Here is a 13762-nt window from a genome sequence, read left to right on the forward strand (position 1 = left end):
GCATAAACCTCAATCTCTCGAACCGCCCGGTGCGGACCCGCATGCCGGGTGGTGTGGCAGGGGTGCGATCACAGCGATCGCCCCCTATGCCGATTATGGGAGGATGTCTGCTGGTATCAGGCGGCTGCGTAGGCGCCGCGGCGTGCGTCGATCGAATAGGCACCGGCACCGACGGTGGCGAGCAGGATGTACGCGCCGGCCAGCGTGATGTTCTTCATGACCATGATCTGGTTGAGAATGTTCACCAGTTCCGTGCCGCTTGCGTAGGGCAGGTGGAAGGCAACGCCCGTGAAGACACAGAAGGCGGCGAGCAGCCAGCCGGCAATGCGGACCTGGAAGCCCGTAAGAACGGCAAGGCCGGCCAGCAGTTCGAAAAGGCCTGCGACATAGGCCAACAGGGTTGCTGCCGGCAGGCCGGCACCGGCGATCATGCCCGCAGTACCGGCAGGATCGGTGAGCTTCATGAAGCCGGAAAGGATGAACATGAAGGAAAGAAGAATGCGGGCAATCAGGATAATGGCGTTCGACATGGATGTTGTCTCCGTTTGAAGGACTCTGGAGATCTGGGTGCCCCGGCACCGGATGGACCTCGGATGCCTCCTATGTCGCCTTTTTCTTCTATTATGGAAAGATAAACGGAAGCGGACAGTTCGTTCAATAATATGGAACAATGTCCTGCCGTCGTCGCTTGCCTTTCACAAAGCCAGTCTTTTATGGTCGCCACCCAACAAGGAGAATCCGATGGCAGATCTTTCCGCATTTCCGATTACGACGCGCTGGCCGGCTAAAAACCCCGACATCATCCAGCTCTATTCTCTGCAGACGCCGAACGGGGTGAAGGTTTCGGTCGCTCTCGAAGAGCTCGGGCTCGCCTATGAGCCGCATTATATTTCCTTCGCCGTCAACGAGCAGAAGTCGCCGGAATTCGAATCTCTCAACCCGAACGGCCGCATTCCGGCGATCATCGATCCGAACGGCCCGGGCGGCAAGCCGATCGGCCTGTTCGAATCCGGCGCCATCCTGCTTTATCTCGCGGAAAAGACCGGTAAGCTCATCCCCGAGGATGCCGCCGGCCGCTATGAATGCATCCAGTGGGTGTTCTTCCAGATGGCCGGCATCGGCCCGATGTTCGGTCAGTTCGGGCATTTCTACAAATTCGCCGCCGACAAGGTCGCCAACAATTCCTATCCGGTGGAGCGCTATCGCGATGAATCCAAACGCCTGCTCGGCGTGCTCGAAGGCCGGCTGAAGGGCCGTCAGTGGATCATGGGCGATCAATATACGATCGCCGACATCACCACCTTCACCTGGGTCCGCGGCGCCGACATCTTCTATGGCGGCCGCGAGGTTCTCGACTATGCGAAATTCCCCGCCGTCTGCTGCAGCGCTGCGTCGCCCGTCCGGCAAGCGAAAGGGGCCTGAACATACCCGTCAAGCCGGAGTAGCGACTGGATCAGTCGGAAAGTACGCAGAGTGGGCTCGGGGAGGGCTTAAGATTGCTGACTGAGCCCGCAAACTTCTCGGCAAGGGGTGAGCCATGCATCTGACAGACACCAAGATGGTCTATCAACACAGTGGCTGGCGGATCGACTTCGTCGGTGACGACGGCGACGCGGTCACGATCCGTGTTGCATGTGCTTTCGACGCCGCTCGACCAGTGCGACGCAAGGATACTTCATGCCGATGACCTCGGCACAAGTCGGCCCTGCATGACAACCATCTCGGCGTCGCGCTTGCCGGTTATCATTTCGACCACGGCGTTGATCATCTCGTCAGTGGGCTGTTCGTAGCTGGTCAGTTCGTAGGCCGGAGCCCCGCCGAGTTCGATATTGTCGAAGCCGACGACTGCCAAGTTTTGTGGAACTCCAAGCCCGAATTCGCTTCGGGCGACATCCATCGCTCCCAGGGCCAAGATGTCATTTTCACACATCAGTACGTCGATGCGCGATGTGGGCGAAGTGGCGCTCAAATAAGTGCGTGCGGCCTCGGCGCCCGCCTGTGCGCTATATCTTTCCGCTGCCAATTCTGTGATCACTTCGACGCCTTTCCGTCGCCAGAAATTTGCGTAGTGATGCCGCCTGCCCAGCGCCGTCGACAGGGTTCGCGCTCCCGTCATAAAGCCGGGGCGGCGATATCCCTTGTCGAACAGGTAGTCGACGATTTCGCTTAGAGCGAGTTCGGCGTTGCAAGCGATCGCGGGAACGCCGGGGATTTGGCTGTCCCTTGCAAGAACGAACATCGGCGGGAAACCTGCGCCAAGCCGTCGATCGCCCAGCGTTTCCTCGCGAAAGGCGGTGCCGAACAGGATCACCGCGTCGAATTGTCGTTGGTCGGCATTAATCAATGCGTGAACATGATCGAAATGGCGGTTAATGTTGATCAATACGGTCAATAGACCCTCCGCTTGCAGGCGCTCGGTTAACCTCTCCAGAACCGGGAGCTTGTGCGGGTTGGCGAAGTCGTCGACGAAGACGGCGACCTGGTGTGTCGTGTTCGTCGCAAGGCTGCGGGCAAGCAGGTTGGGCGAATAATTCAGGGCCTCGGCCGCCTGAAGAACCTTTTGCCGGCTGGCGTCCGTAATCGATGCGCCTTGTGTAAACGCGCGGATCACCGTCCATTTCGACACGCCGGCGGCTTCCGCCACCTCTTTCGCCGTCGCCCGTTTGCGCATGACTGCCTCCTCCTCAGTGGAATGAATATTCCACAAAAAAATAAAAATGGAACGGATACTTGATTTCTGCCGACAATAAAGTAGTTTTGTCGAGCTTGCTACCGGGTGCAAATGGAGATGCAACCGGTAGCATTGGAGGTTTGCATAGCGCGAACCGTTTTTGGGAGGGTAAAATGAAATTCGGACTGAAATCGCTTCTCGCGGGTGCGGCTGTCGCTGCTGCGCTCATGTGCTCCTCGGTAATTGCCAACGCTGCTGACATCCGCATTGTCGCCGTGACCCACGGCCAGGCCAATGATCCGTTCTGGTCCGTCGTCAAGAACGGCGTCAACGCAGCGGCGAAGGACATGGGTGTTAGCGTCGATTATCGCGCTCCGGAAACCTTCGACATGGTGTCGATGGGGCAGCTCATCGATGCTGCCGTCAATCAGAAGCCCGACGGGCTTATCGTCTCAGTGCCGGACGCCTCCGCGCTCGGTCCATCCATCAAGAAGGCTGTCGCTGCCGGTATCCCGGTGATTTCCATCAATTCCGGTTCTGACGTTTCCAAGGAGTTGGGAGCGCTTCTGCATGTCGGCCAGGACGAGTATACCGCCGGCAAGGCCGCTGGCGCGAAGCTTCATGAGTTGGGCGGCAAAGAAGGCCTCTGCGTGAACCAGGAGGTCGGCAATGTTTCGCTCGACCTGCGCTGCAAGGGCTTTGCCGATGGTTTCGGCGGGAAGGTCACGGTCCTGCCCGTCAGCAACGATCCGGCCGATGTCCGCGCGAAGGTCAAGGCGGCGCTGAGTTCCAATACGGCTGTTGATACCGTCATGGCGCTCGGTGCGGGCACGGCCGGCGAGCCGTCGCTCGCGGCCGTCGAGGATGTCGGAATGACCGGCAAGATCAAAGTGGCGACATTCGACCTTTCAGCCGATTTCCTGAAGGCCGTGGCCGACGGCAAGGCTGCATTCGCGATCGATCAGCAGCAGTTCCTGCAGGGCTATCTGCCGGTCGTATTCTTGGCTAACTATGCCAAATACGGGCTTATCCCAGGGGGAAATGTTCCATCCGGCCCGAACCTTATCACCAAGGAAAAGGCTGCCCAGGTTGTGGATCTTTCCGCCAAGGGCATTCGCTGACCGGAATTGCCGAAAGGCATTCTCCCAGAATCTCCTCCCCCTTGATGGGGAGGGGGTTCGGCTGACACAGCGCGCTGTCGAGCAGCGCCGCCGCTACCCTAGATTACGATACCGTTGGAGGAGTTATGGCTTCGCTTGAGCAGACGAGGGCGGCCGCGCCGAAACCCGATGAGCGCATCAAACAAGTGAGTTTTCTGACCCATATGATGCGGCGGCCCGAGCTTGGTGCCGTGGCAGGACTCGTTCTCGTCATCGTCTTTTTCTTTCTCACCGCAGATTCGACGATGTTCTCGCTTTCGGGCCTGATGACGATCATGGCGCCCGCATCGCAATTGGGGATTCTGGCCATTGCAGCGGCACTTCTGATGATCGGAGGAGAGTTCGATCTCTCGATCGGCTCAATGGTGGCTTTTGCCGGACTGATCTTCGGCGTCATCCTCACGAACTTCGGTCAGCCGCTTTCGGTTGCCATCGTCATGACGATGCTCTTTGCCGCGTTCATGGGTGCGATCAATGGGCAGATCGTCATTCATACCCGTCTTCCGTCCTTCATTGTGACCCTGGCATTCCTCTTCATTCTTCGCGGCCTGACGCTCGTCGGCCTGAAGTGGGCGACAGGCGGCTCGACGCAGCTTCGCGGCATCGGTGACCATGTGAAGGACAGTCCGCTGCTCGGGATCTTTTCCGGCGATGCTCTGAAGAGCCTATTCGTCTGGCTTGCAGATCACGACTTAATCGACAAGTTCCCCAATGGCCTGCCGAAGGTCACGGGCATTCCCGTGTCGGTCCTGTGGTTCGTCGCACTTGCCCTGGCTGCAACCTGGGTCCTGCTGCGCACCCGCATGGGCAACTGGATATTCGCAGCCGGTGGCGATCCGAATGCAGCAAGAAACTCGGGTGTGCCTGTCCACAGGGTGAAGACCGGCCTGTTCGCCTTGACGGCGTGTGCCGCAGCGCTGGTCGCCATCATCACCGTGCTTGACGCGGGGTCGACTGATGCGAGACGCGGTTTTCAGAAAGAGTTCGAGGCGATCATCGCCGCCGTCATTGGAGGATGCCTGCTCACAGGCGGCTATGGTTCGGCGATCGGCGCCTTCTTCGGAGCGATCATCTTCGGCTCGGTTTCCATCGGCCTGACCTATACCAAATTCGACTCCGACTGGTTTCAGGTCTTTCTCGGCTCGATGCTGTTGCTGGCTGTTCTCTTCAACAATTTCATCCGCCGCAAGGTTACCGGGGAGCGCTGATCATGCCAGACGTCAATAATCGAACGCCGATCATCGAAGTGACCGACATCACCAAGCACTACGGTTCCGTGATTGCACTCAACGGCGTGTCGATGCAGGTGTCGGCCGGAGAAGTGCTTTGCCTCCTTGGAGACAATGGTGCGGGCAAATCCACCTTGATCAAGACGCTCTCCGGTGTCGTCCGTCCAAGCGGAGGTGCGTTCCTGGTCGAAGGCAAGCCGGTCAATTTCCGCAGCCCGCGCGACGCGCTCGATGCAGGGATCGCGACCGTCTATCAGGACCTTGCCATGATCCCGCTGATGTCGATCACCCGCAATTTCTTCATGGGGCGAGAGCCCCGCAAGGGCTTCTTCCCCTTCCGTCACCTCGACCTCACGCACTGCAACGATGTCACGCGAGAAGAGATGCGTAAGATCGGCATCGATATCCGCGATCCCAATCAGGCGGTCGGCACTCTGTCCGGGGGCGAACGCCAATGCGTTGCGATTGCGCGTGCGGTCTACTTCGGCGCCAAGATTCTCATTCTCGATGAGCCGACTTCGGCGCTCGGTGTGGCGCAAACCTCGATGGTGCTGAAATACATACACCAGGTCCGACAGAACGGATTGGGGGTGATCTTTATCACGCATAATGTCCGGCACGCCTATGCGGTCGCGGACCGTTTCACCATCCTCAATCGCGGCCAGACGCTTGGCACTTTTGCCAAGGCGGATATCGCGATGGACGAGCTTCAGAACTTGATGGCTGGTGGTAAGGAACTGCAGCAATTGTCCGAAGAGCTCGGCGGAACGATCTAGCCGGCTTACTACCGAGGCGGCGTCGGGTGCCTTCCAAAGGCCGTCGCCGCCTTTCACTCAATTATCAAACATGGAATACGGTCATGAACGACGGCTCGTCGAATGCCTCATCCCCCTTCACGCTCGCCGTCTGCGCTGAGATGGTCTTCAAGTCGCTTCCTGTCCTCGACAGGCTGAAGCGCATCACCGAACTTGGCTTTCATGCCGAGATCTGGGACTGGACGAAACATGACATCGCCACCCTAGCAAAATCCGGGGCGGTCTTCTCTTCAATGACGGGCTATGTGACCGGCACGCTCGCGGATGATGAGGGCGCCGACGAATTGCTACGAACTGCGAAGCAATCGATCCCGATCGCCAGGGAGCTCGGTTGCCCGCGCCTCAACCTGCACGGGACCGGTCTCGATGGCCAGGGTCTGCCGGTGGTCAAGGCCGAAAAGGTAACGGGCGCCATGTGGCTCAAGGCGCGCGACACGCTCAACCGCATCGCCGACCTTGGAGAGAAAGAGGGCGTCACCTTTGTGCTCGAAAACCTCAATGAAGCCGTCGATCACCCCAAGACGCCGTTTGCCAAGGCGGAGGATACGCTTGCTCTCGTCTCGTCGGTAAGCCGACCATCTCTGAAGCTCAATCTCGACCTCTATCACGCTCAGATCGGCGAAGGAAACCTGATCGAGCTATGCCGGCGCGCGTTGCCCCATATCGGTGAAATCCAGGTGGCGGATGTTCCTGGCCGCATGGAACCGGGCACCGGAGAAATCAACTACAAGGCAATCGCCCGTGCGCTCAAGGAAATGGGTTATCGCGGTACCATCGGCATGGAAGCCTGGGCCTCCGGCGATGATGAGACGGCGCTTGCCCGCTTCCGCGACGCCTTCACTGTTTGAAGATTTCGATAGTCAACACTTACATATCACGGAGAAATATCAATGATCAGGTTTGGAGTGATCGGCGCTGGCCGGATCGGCAAGGTGCACGCCGCGACCATTGCGGCGAACCCCAAGGCCAAGCTCGTCTATGTGGCGGATGCCTTCAGAGCATCAGCTGAGGCACTGGCCGCGCAGACGGGCGCCGCGGTTGCCGATGCGGAAGATGTCATCAAGACCCCAAACGTGGATGCGATCCTCATCGCGACACCGACCCCCAGCCACGCCGATCTCATCGAGGCGGCCGCGAGGGCCGGCAAGGCAATACTCTGCGAAAAGCCGGTGTCCCTGTCGGTCGAGCGCATCAATGCCTGCCTCGACGTCGTCGAGAAGAACAAATCGACCTTCATGATCGGTTTCAATCGCCGGTTTGACCCGAACTTTGCCAGCGTGGAAGCGCGCCTGCGCCGCGGCGATATCGGCGAAATCGAGATCGTGACGATCACCAGCCGAGATCCCGCGCCGCCGCCGGCCGACTACGTCAAATCCTCCGGCGGCCTGTTCCGGGACATGATGATCCATGACTTCGATATGGCTCGCTTTCTCATGGGGGAGGAATTCGTCGTCGTGAACGCGCTTGGGTCGTCTCTCGTCGACAAGGCAATCGGCGCCGAGGGCGATGTGGATACCGCCGCTGTGCAGATGCAGACGGCTTCGGGCCGCATTGCCGTCATCACCAATTCCCGCCGGGCAACTTATGGCTATGACCAACGCATCGAAGTGCATGGAGCCGCCGGTATGCTTGCGGCGAAGAATATCCATGCAACAAGCGTCGAACTTTCCAATGCGGACGGCGTGAGCGGCGATCCTGTTCAATATTTCTTTCTTGAACGATATGCGCAGGCCTACGCCAACGAGATCAACGCCTTCATCGAAGCGATCGACAGCGGCAACTCGTCGACGAGGCCAGGCGGGTTGGATGGCCTTCAGGCTCAGAAACTGGCTGAGGCCGCCACCGTGAGCTGGCAGACGGGCAGACCGGTGCAGGTCGATTAACGAGCTTTGATGCGGTGCGATGCGCTGATGTCTTCACATTGCTGCATCGCTACCGGGGGTGACGTGCCGCCTCGCGATATGTGTCCGGGTCGCGTTGAGATTGCCGGAAGGCAGTTCTTTGAAAGGTGAAGCGAAATGCCACAAGATAGAGACCGCCGTCCTCCAGCGACACTGCAGGAACTGAAGTATCTGATCGCCAAGCGGCAGATCGTCTTTTCCAATAGTCTAGAACAGGTTGCGAGGCAGATCATAGACCGGCCGGAAATGGTTGCTTTCGAAAGTGCTGCTGTGATTGCGCGCAATTGCAGGGTTTCTCAAACAACGGTCCACCGACTTGCACAGCATATTGGGTTTCAAACATTCGGCGAGCTTCGCGCGATGATAAGAAATCACCTTCGCAAGAGCGCCGTATATCGCGGACACTAACAAAATCGTCCGGTCAGGACGGTTGCGCAGTCGAAACCGATCTAAGCCTGCGAGAGACTGATCGATCAGTGTTTGCCGTCTCCCCTTGGCGACGCGGCCGTCCTGCGCCAACCCCGAAAAGAGGGCAGCGCCCTGTCTGGGTGCATTTTGAGGGCAGATGACTGTCGCATTCGCGCGGATGCCTGCCTTCACTCCCTAACCCTCTCCTATCGCGAACTTGTGATTTGCCTGGCGCCTTCGAGCTTGAAGCGCGGGAAGATGAAGACGCCGGCCATGCTGCCGCTGTATTTCTCTTCGAGCCCGTTCGACTCGCCCATGCAGAAGAGCGGCTGGCGCAAGCCGTTCGGCATGATGATCGTCGTCGAAAAACAGAAGGAGGAGCAGAGGGTCGCCGCCTGCTCGAACAGCTCCAAGACGTGGCCGCGGTCCTTGCTGTCGTAGCAGCGGATCAGGCTTAGCAGTCCGCAGTCCCTTGCGGAGAGGCCGTGCAGCATCGTGCTCCATTCGCCGAGACGGAGCATGCCGCTCGACAGATCCCCGGTCCAGGCTTCGGAAATGGAAAACTGCGCCACCATCTCGTCATTTTGATTATGGTGATCAAGCGAGCCGGGCGTCAAAGGAATGGCTGCATTGGCATTGGCGATCTTAAACAAGGCGTTCCCCCGTTCGCATGCGGCTCCTCACCGCACGCTCGGCAAACACAAAGAAACAGGATCATGTCGCTGCGGGCATTATGCCCGCGCACCCGGCGATCGTTGACACAATGATCAGGCCTTCAGAACCCGAATGTCCACGTATCGCCTTCCGCGCTCTGGCCTCGTCTGATGGCGAGATTCGCCCGGCGCGCTTCAATTGCAGCGCGGATTTATAGGGGCTTTTCGACAAACGGCAACGGCTTTTTAAGGGCTATTCGGATTGCTGCCATTTCCTGAATGCCCGCATGTCCGAGCCGTTTTGCGGAAATCGTCACCAGACCATCGTCCTCAAGGGTTTTGCGGCGGTTTCCACGCCTTAGGAAGCAGGAAATTCTGCCGCGGCGCTGCGATGTCGGCGAAACAAGGAGAAGCTGCGACGCAAGTTTCGCGCAAGCTTCGCGCCCGGGGCCTGTGATAGCGAGCCTTCATCGGTCGAATGAAACGTCTCACCTGTCGAATCGATATCGCATCACTCAGCCGCTGCGGCGCAAAAGAAAAGGGCGACCCGAGGGGCCGCCCTTCCTGTTCCGGATATCGGAATGGTATCAGTGCAGGCTTTCGCCTATCACATCATGTCCATACCGCCAGTTCAGCGCGCTTGACGCGCTGAACCATCTTAGATGATGGGCGGTTTTATGGACGATGCTGTGAAAGGCCGTTGGCCTATCACATCATGTCCATACCGCCCATGCCACCCATGCCGCCCGGCATGCCGGCAGGGGCATCCTTCTTCGGCAGTTCGGCGATCATGGCTTCGGTGGTGATCAGCAGCGATGCAACAGAAGCAGCGTTCTGCAGTGCCGTGCGAACGACCTTGAGCGGGTCGACGATACCCATGGCGATCATGTCGCCGAATTCAGACGTCTGGGCGTTGTAGCCGAAGTTGTCTTCGTTCTTGTCGAGGACCTTGCCGACAACGATCGAGGCTTCGTCGCCTGCGTTTTCAGCGATCTGGCGAACGAGGGCCTGAAGGGCGCGGCGAACGATGTTGATGCCGGCTTCCTGGTCGTCGTTTGCACCCTTGACGTTGATCTTCGTGGAGGAGCGCAGGAGAGCGATGCCGCCGCCGGGGACGATACCTTCCTGAACGGCAGCGCGCGTCGCGTTGAGAGCGTCGTCGATGCGGTCCTTCTTTTCCTTCACTTCGACTTCAGTCGAACCGCCGACGCGGATGACGGCAACGCCGCCGGCGAGCTTGGCAAGACGTTCCTGCAGCTTCTCGCGGTCGTAGTCGGAGGTGGTTTCTTCGATCTGGGCCTTGATCTGGGCAACACGGCCTTCGATGTCGGACTTGGCGCCCGAACCGTCGACGATCGTGGTGTTTTCCTTGGAGATCGAAACCTTCTTCGCGCGGCCGAGCATGTCGAGCGTGACGCTTTCGAGCTTGATGCCGAGGTCTTCGGAGATGACCGTACCGCCGGTCAGGATCGCGATGTCTTCGAGCATGGCCTTGCGGCGATCGCCGAAGCCCGGAGCCTTGACGGCAGCGATCTTGAGGCCGCCGCGCAGCTTATTGACGACCAGGGTCGCAAGAGCTTCACCTTCGACGTCTTCAGCGATGATGAGGAGCGGCTTGCCGGTCTGAACGACGGCTTCCAGAACCGGAAGCATCGACTGCAGGTTCGAGAGCTTCTTCTCGTGAAGGAGAATGAAGACGTCTTCGAGGTCGGCGACCATCTTTTCCGGGTTGGTCACGAAGTAGGGGCTGAGGTAGCCACGGTCGAACTGCATGCCTTCGACGACTTCGAGTTCGGTTTCGGCGGTCTTGGCTTCTTCAACCGTGATGACGCCTTCGTTGCCGACCTTCTGCATGGCTTCAGCAATGTCGAGACCGACCTGCTTGTCGCCGTTTGCCGAGATCGTGCCGACCTGTGCAACTTCTTCCGAGGTGGAGATCTTCTTGGCCTTGGCCTGGAGATCCTTCACGACGTCGGCCACAGCGAGGTCGATGCCGCGCTTCAGGTCCATCGGGTTCATGCCGGCTGCAACGGCCTTGTTGCCTTCGCGAACGATCGCCTGGGCAAGAACGGTTGCGGTCGTGGTGCCGTCGCCGGCGATGTCGTTGGTCTTCGAAGCAACTTCGCGGACCATCTGGGCGCCCATGTTTTCGAACTTGTCTTCGAGTTCGATTTCCTTGGCGACGGAAACGCCGTCCTTGGTGATGCGCGGAGCGCCGAAGGACTTGTCGATGATGACGTTACGACCCTTCGGGCCGAGCGTTACCTTGACTGCATCGGCGAGAATGTCGACGCCACGCAGCATCTTTTCGCGCGCGGTGCGACCAAACTTGATTTCTTTAGATGCCATGATTGAAACTCCTCAATTCGAGTGTCCGGGTTCTGGACCCGTCGGCTAGTCGGAAAGGCCAGCGGCTGATCAGCCGATGATGCCCATAATGTCGGCTTCCTTCATGATCAGAAGGTCTTCGCCGTCGATCTTGACTTCGGTGCCGGACCACTTGCCGAACAGAATGCGGTCGCCAGCCTTGACGTCGAGTGCGACGACCTTGCCGGATTCATCGCGCGCGCCGGAGCCGACCGCGACGATTTCGCCTTCCTGCGGCTTTTCCTTGGCGGTATCGGGAATGATGATGCCACCCTTGGTCTTGGCTTCGGACTCAACGCGGCGAACAACGACGCGGTCGTGAAGGGGGCGGAAGTTGGTGCTTGCCATTGTCTAATCCCTCGATCGAATGACATTCGCGGGCCGGAGCGGCCCACATGGATAGATGTTAGCACTCCCTTGCGGTGAGTGCTAGCGAGGAGCATTTAGGGATGGCTCTAAGAGGAGTCAATGAGAGCACTCACGAATTTTTGTGCCGGAATTGTGAAGAGGCGGGAGAATAATCGGAGAATGCCGCCGAAGCCCGGCCCGTTGCAGCATGGCAAAGAAAAGGCCTTGCCATCGCCTTGCGCCTTTGCAATGTCACCGGTGACTGAAGCGGGGAAATCGGAATGGCCAGACGGATAGAAAACTTCTCGGAGATAACAGGTCACTATGATGTGGTGCTCTGCGATGTCTGGGGCGTCGTTCACAACGGCGTCGATCCGTTTCCGAAGGCGGCGGCTGCCCTTGAAGCGGCACGCGCAAGCGGTGTCGCCGTCGTCCTCATCACCAATTCGCCGCGCCTTTCCTGGCAGGTGGTCGAGCAATTGCGCCAGATCGGCGTGCCCGACAGCGCCTATGACAGGATCGTCACCTCAGGCGACGTCACGCGCCGGCTGATCGCCGAAGGGCCGAAGACGGTCTTTCTGCTCGGCCCCGAGCGCGACAAGGCGCTGCTCGAAGGCATTGGCGTCGAGCGCACCCCGGCGGGCGAAGCGCAATCGCTCGTCTGCACCGGCTTTTTCGACGACGAGACGGAGAAGCCGGAAGATTACACCGACATGCTTCTTGATTTCAAAGCCCGCGACGTGCCGATGATCTGCGCCAATCCCGACCTCGTCGTCGAGCGCGGCCATCGCATCATCCCCTGCGCCGGCGCCATGGCCGCCTATTATGAGCAACTCGGCGGTAGCACCCGCATCGCCGGAAAACCGCACCGGCCGATCTACGAGGCGACGCTGGCTGCCGCCCGCGAGCTTCGCGGCGATTTCCCCGTCGAGCGCGTGCTGGCGATCGGCGACGGCATGCCGACCGATGTGCGCGGCGCCTTGAATTACGGCCTCGACCTTCTTTACATCAGCGGCGGTATCCACGCCAAGGAATACACCCTGAACGGCGAGACCGACGAGGCGATCCTCAACGCCTATCTCGATCGGGAAAAAGCCGCACCCAAGTGGTGGATGCCACGCCTCGCATAAAGAGAAGCCAGCCGATGACCGTTTTCCACCGCAATGAAACCCGGGAACCTCTACCCGCCCATCTCAAAGGCGGCGTCATTGCCATCGGCAATTTCGACGGCGTGCATCGCGGCCACCAGTCGGTGCTGAACCGCGCGCTCGAAATCTCCAGGGCGCGCGGCATCCCGGCCTTGGTGCTGACCTTCGAGCCGCATCCGCGCACGGTCTTCCGGCCGCAGGCGCCGGTCTTCCGGCTGACGCCCGCGCCGCTCAAGGCCCGCATCCTGGAAACGCTCGGTTTCAACGCCGTCATCGAATATCCCTTCGATCATGAGTTCTCGCAGCGCTCGGCCGATGATTTCATCCATTCGATCCTCAAGGATTGGCTCGGCGCCTCCGAAGTCGTCACCGGCTTCGATTTCCATTTCGGCCGCGGCCGCGAGGGCGGTCCGGCTTTTCTCATGAATGCCGGCCAGGCCTATGGTTTCGGCGTTACCCTGATCGATGCCTTCCGCGACGAAAACGCCGATGTCGTCTCGTCGAGCCATATCCGCGCGCTTTTGAAGGAAGGCAGCGTCAGCGAAGTCGCCGGCATGCTGGGCTACCGCTATACTGTCGAAGCCGAGGTGATCGACGGCGAAAAGCTCGGCCGACAGCTCGGTTTTCCTACGGCCAATATGCGCCTGCCGCCGGAGGTCGATCTTGCCGCCGGCATCTACGCCGTCCGTTTCCGCCGCCAGGACGGCACGCTGCACGATGGCGTCGCCAGCTACGGCCGCCGCCCGACGGTGACGGCAAACGGCGCGCCGCTGCTCGAAACCTATCTCTTCGACTTCAGCGGCGATCTCTACGGTCAGCTCTGCGCCGTCTCTTTCTTCGGCTATATCAGACCCGAGCTGAAATTCGACGGCCTCGATCCGCTCGTCGCCCAGATCAAGCGCGACGAGGAAGAGGCGAGGGCGCTGCTTGCAGGTGTCAGGCCGCTCGGCGAACTCGATCGGAAGCTTTGTTTTTCCTGAGGCTGCGCTGGCACCAAATTTTTCTGACGCAATCGAAAATTTCCCCCGCGCCGAGGGATCGCTCGCGGTGAATTCTTCTCTT

Annotated in this window: 13 protein-coding genes and 1 pseudogene; 9 read left to right on the forward strand and 5 right to left on the reverse strand. The window is 59.4% G+C overall.

The window, feature by feature from the left end:
• Positions 1 to 116 precede the first annotated feature (116 nt).
• A complete protein-coding gene (locus tag GGD57_RS20405; protein ID WP_003588305.1) occupies positions 117 to 530 on the reverse strand; it encodes a DoxX family protein in 414 nt (137 codons plus the stop codon).
• Between the two features lie 211 nt (positions 531 to 741).
• Between GGD57_RS20405 and GGD57_RS20410 the strand changes: the two are divergent.
• A pseudogene (locus tag GGD57_RS20410) lies at positions 742 to 1445 on the forward strand (glutathione S-transferase N-terminal domain-containing protein).
• Between the two features lie 230 nt (positions 1446 to 1675).
• Here the strand turns inward: GGD57_RS20410 and GGD57_RS20415 are convergent.
• Complete coding sequence (locus GGD57_RS20415) at positions 1676 to 2671, reverse strand: LacI family DNA-binding transcriptional regulator (RefSeq protein WP_184472107.1); 996 nt, start codon at positions 2669 to 2671, stop codon at positions 1676 to 1678.
• A gap of 173 nt (positions 2672 to 2844) precedes the next feature.
• On the opposite strand from GGD57_RS20415, the gene GGD57_RS20420 reads away from it, so the two are divergent.
• The 6 genes from GGD57_RS20420 to GGD57_RS20445 all read left to right on the forward strand — a co-directional run bounded on the left by GGD57_RS20420 (position 2845) and on the right by GGD57_RS20445 (position 8184).
• A complete protein-coding gene (locus GGD57_RS20420) occupies positions 2845 to 3792 on the forward strand; it encodes a sugar ABC transporter substrate-binding protein (RefSeq protein WP_184472229.1) in 948 nt (315 codons plus the stop codon).
• Positions 3793 to 3917: 125 nt separating this feature from the next.
• Positions 3918 to 5039, forward strand: a complete 1122-nt coding sequence (locus tag GGD57_RS20425) for an ABC transporter permease (RefSeq protein WP_184472108.1) — start codon at positions 3918 to 3920, stop codon at positions 5037 to 5039.
• A gap of 2 nt (positions 5040 to 5041) precedes the next feature.
• Complete coding sequence (locus GGD57_RS20430; RefSeq protein WP_184472109.1) at positions 5042 to 5836, forward strand: ATP-binding cassette domain-containing protein; 795 nt, start codon at positions 5042 to 5044, stop codon at positions 5834 to 5836.
• A gap of 83 nt (positions 5837 to 5919) precedes the next feature.
• A complete protein-coding gene (locus GGD57_RS20435) occupies positions 5920 to 6723 on the forward strand; it encodes a TIM barrel protein (RefSeq protein WP_184472110.1) in 804 nt (267 codons plus the stop codon).
• Positions 6724 to 6765: 42 nt separating this feature from the next.
• A complete protein-coding gene (gene iolG / locus GGD57_RS20440) occupies positions 6766 to 7758 on the forward strand; it encodes an inositol 2-dehydrogenase (RefSeq protein WP_184472111.1) in 993 nt (330 codons plus the stop codon).
• Between the two features lie 135 nt (positions 7759 to 7893).
• On the forward strand, positions 7894 to 8184 hold the full coding sequence (locus GGD57_RS20445) for a MurR/RpiR family transcriptional regulator (protein WP_184472112.1): 291 nt from the start codon (positions 7894 to 7896) through the stop codon (positions 8182 to 8184).
• A 206-nt stretch (positions 8185 to 8390) separates the two neighbouring features.
• Here GGD57_RS20445 and GGD57_RS20450 read toward each other — a convergent pair whose 3' ends face one another.
• From GGD57_RS20450 to groES, 3 genes are all read right to left on the reverse strand, one after another.
• Positions 8391 to 8837: a hypothetical protein gene (locus GGD57_RS20450; protein WP_184472113.1), complete on the reverse strand. Its 447-nt coding sequence runs from the start codon at positions 8835 to 8837 to the stop codon at positions 8391 to 8393.
• Positions 8838 to 9545: 708 nt separating this feature from the next.
• Positions 9546 to 11186 carry a chaperonin GroEL gene (gene groL / locus GGD57_RS20455; RefSeq protein WP_184472114.1) on the reverse strand — a complete coding sequence of 547 codons (1641 nt, stop codon included), beginning with the start codon at positions 11184 to 11186 and terminating at the stop codon, positions 9546 to 9548.
• 69 nt (positions 11187 to 11255) lie between these two features.
• Positions 11256 to 11552: a co-chaperone GroES gene (gene groES / locus GGD57_RS20460; RefSeq protein ID WP_003545797.1), complete on the reverse strand. Its 297-nt coding sequence runs from the start codon at positions 11550 to 11552 to the stop codon at positions 11256 to 11258.
• A 281-nt stretch (positions 11553 to 11833) separates the two neighbouring features.
• Here groES and GGD57_RS20465 point away from each other — a divergent pair, with 281 nt between their 5' ends.
• A complete protein-coding gene (locus GGD57_RS20465) occupies positions 11834 to 12682 on the forward strand; it encodes a TIGR01459 family HAD-type hydrolase (protein WP_184472115.1) in 849 nt (282 codons plus the stop codon).
• Positions 12683 to 12696: 14 nt separating this feature from the next.
• Complete coding sequence (locus tag GGD57_RS20470; RefSeq protein WP_184472116.1) at positions 12697 to 13680, forward strand: bifunctional riboflavin kinase/FAD synthetase; 984 nt, start codon at positions 12697 to 12699, stop codon at positions 13678 to 13680.
• The last annotated feature ends 82 nt before the right edge of the window (positions 13681 to 13762 follow it).

It is taken from the genome of Rhizobium esperanzae (assembly GCF_014197615.1).
Lineage (GTDB): Bacteria > Pseudomonadota > Alphaproteobacteria > Rhizobiales > Rhizobiaceae > Rhizobium > Rhizobium esperanzae_A.

Coding starts and splice junctions, on each gene's coding strand:
- GGD57_RS20420 (WP_184472229.1), top strand. CDS start 2,845: ATGAAATTCGGACTGAAATCGCTTCTCGCGGGTGCGGCTGTCGCTGCT.
- GGD57_RS20435 (WP_184472110.1), top strand. CDS start 5,920: ATGAACGACGGCTCGTCGAATGCCTCATCCCCCTTCACGCTCGCCGTC.
- GGD57_RS20445 (WP_184472112.1), top strand. CDS start 7,894: ATGCCACAAGATAGAGACCGCCGTCCTCCAGCGACACTGCAGGAACTG.
- GGD57_RS20425 (WP_184472108.1), top strand. CDS start 3,918: ATGGCTTCGCTTGAGCAGACGAGGGCGGCCGCGCCGAAACCCGATGAG.
- iolG (WP_184472111.1), top strand. CDS start 6,766: ATGATCAGGTTTGGAGTGATCGGCGCTGGCCGGATCGGCAAGGTGCAC.
- groES (WP_003545797.1), bottom strand. CDS start 11,552: ATGGCAAGCACCAACTTCCGCCCCCTTCACGACCGCGTCGTTGTTCGC.
- GGD57_RS20405 (WP_003588305.1), bottom strand. CDS start 530: ATGTCGAACGCCATTATCCTGATTGCCCGCATTCTTCTTTCCTTCATG.
- GGD57_RS20430 (WP_184472109.1), top strand. CDS start 5,042: ATGCCAGACGTCAATAATCGAACGCCGATCATCGAAGTGACCGACATC.
- GGD57_RS20465 (WP_184472115.1), top strand. CDS start 11,834: ATGGCCAGACGGATAGAAAACTTCTCGGAGATAACAGGTCACTATGAT.
- GGD57_RS20470 (WP_184472116.1), top strand. CDS start 12,697: ATGACCGTTTTCCACCGCAATGAAACCCGGGAACCTCTACCCGCCCAT.
- groL (WP_184472114.1), bottom strand. CDS start 11,186: ATGGCATCTAAAGAAATCAAGTTTGGTCGCACCGCGCGCGAAAAGATG.
- GGD57_RS20415 (WP_184472107.1), bottom strand. CDS start 2,671: ATGCGCAAACGGGCGACGGCGAAAGAGGTGGCGGAAGCCGCCGGCGTG.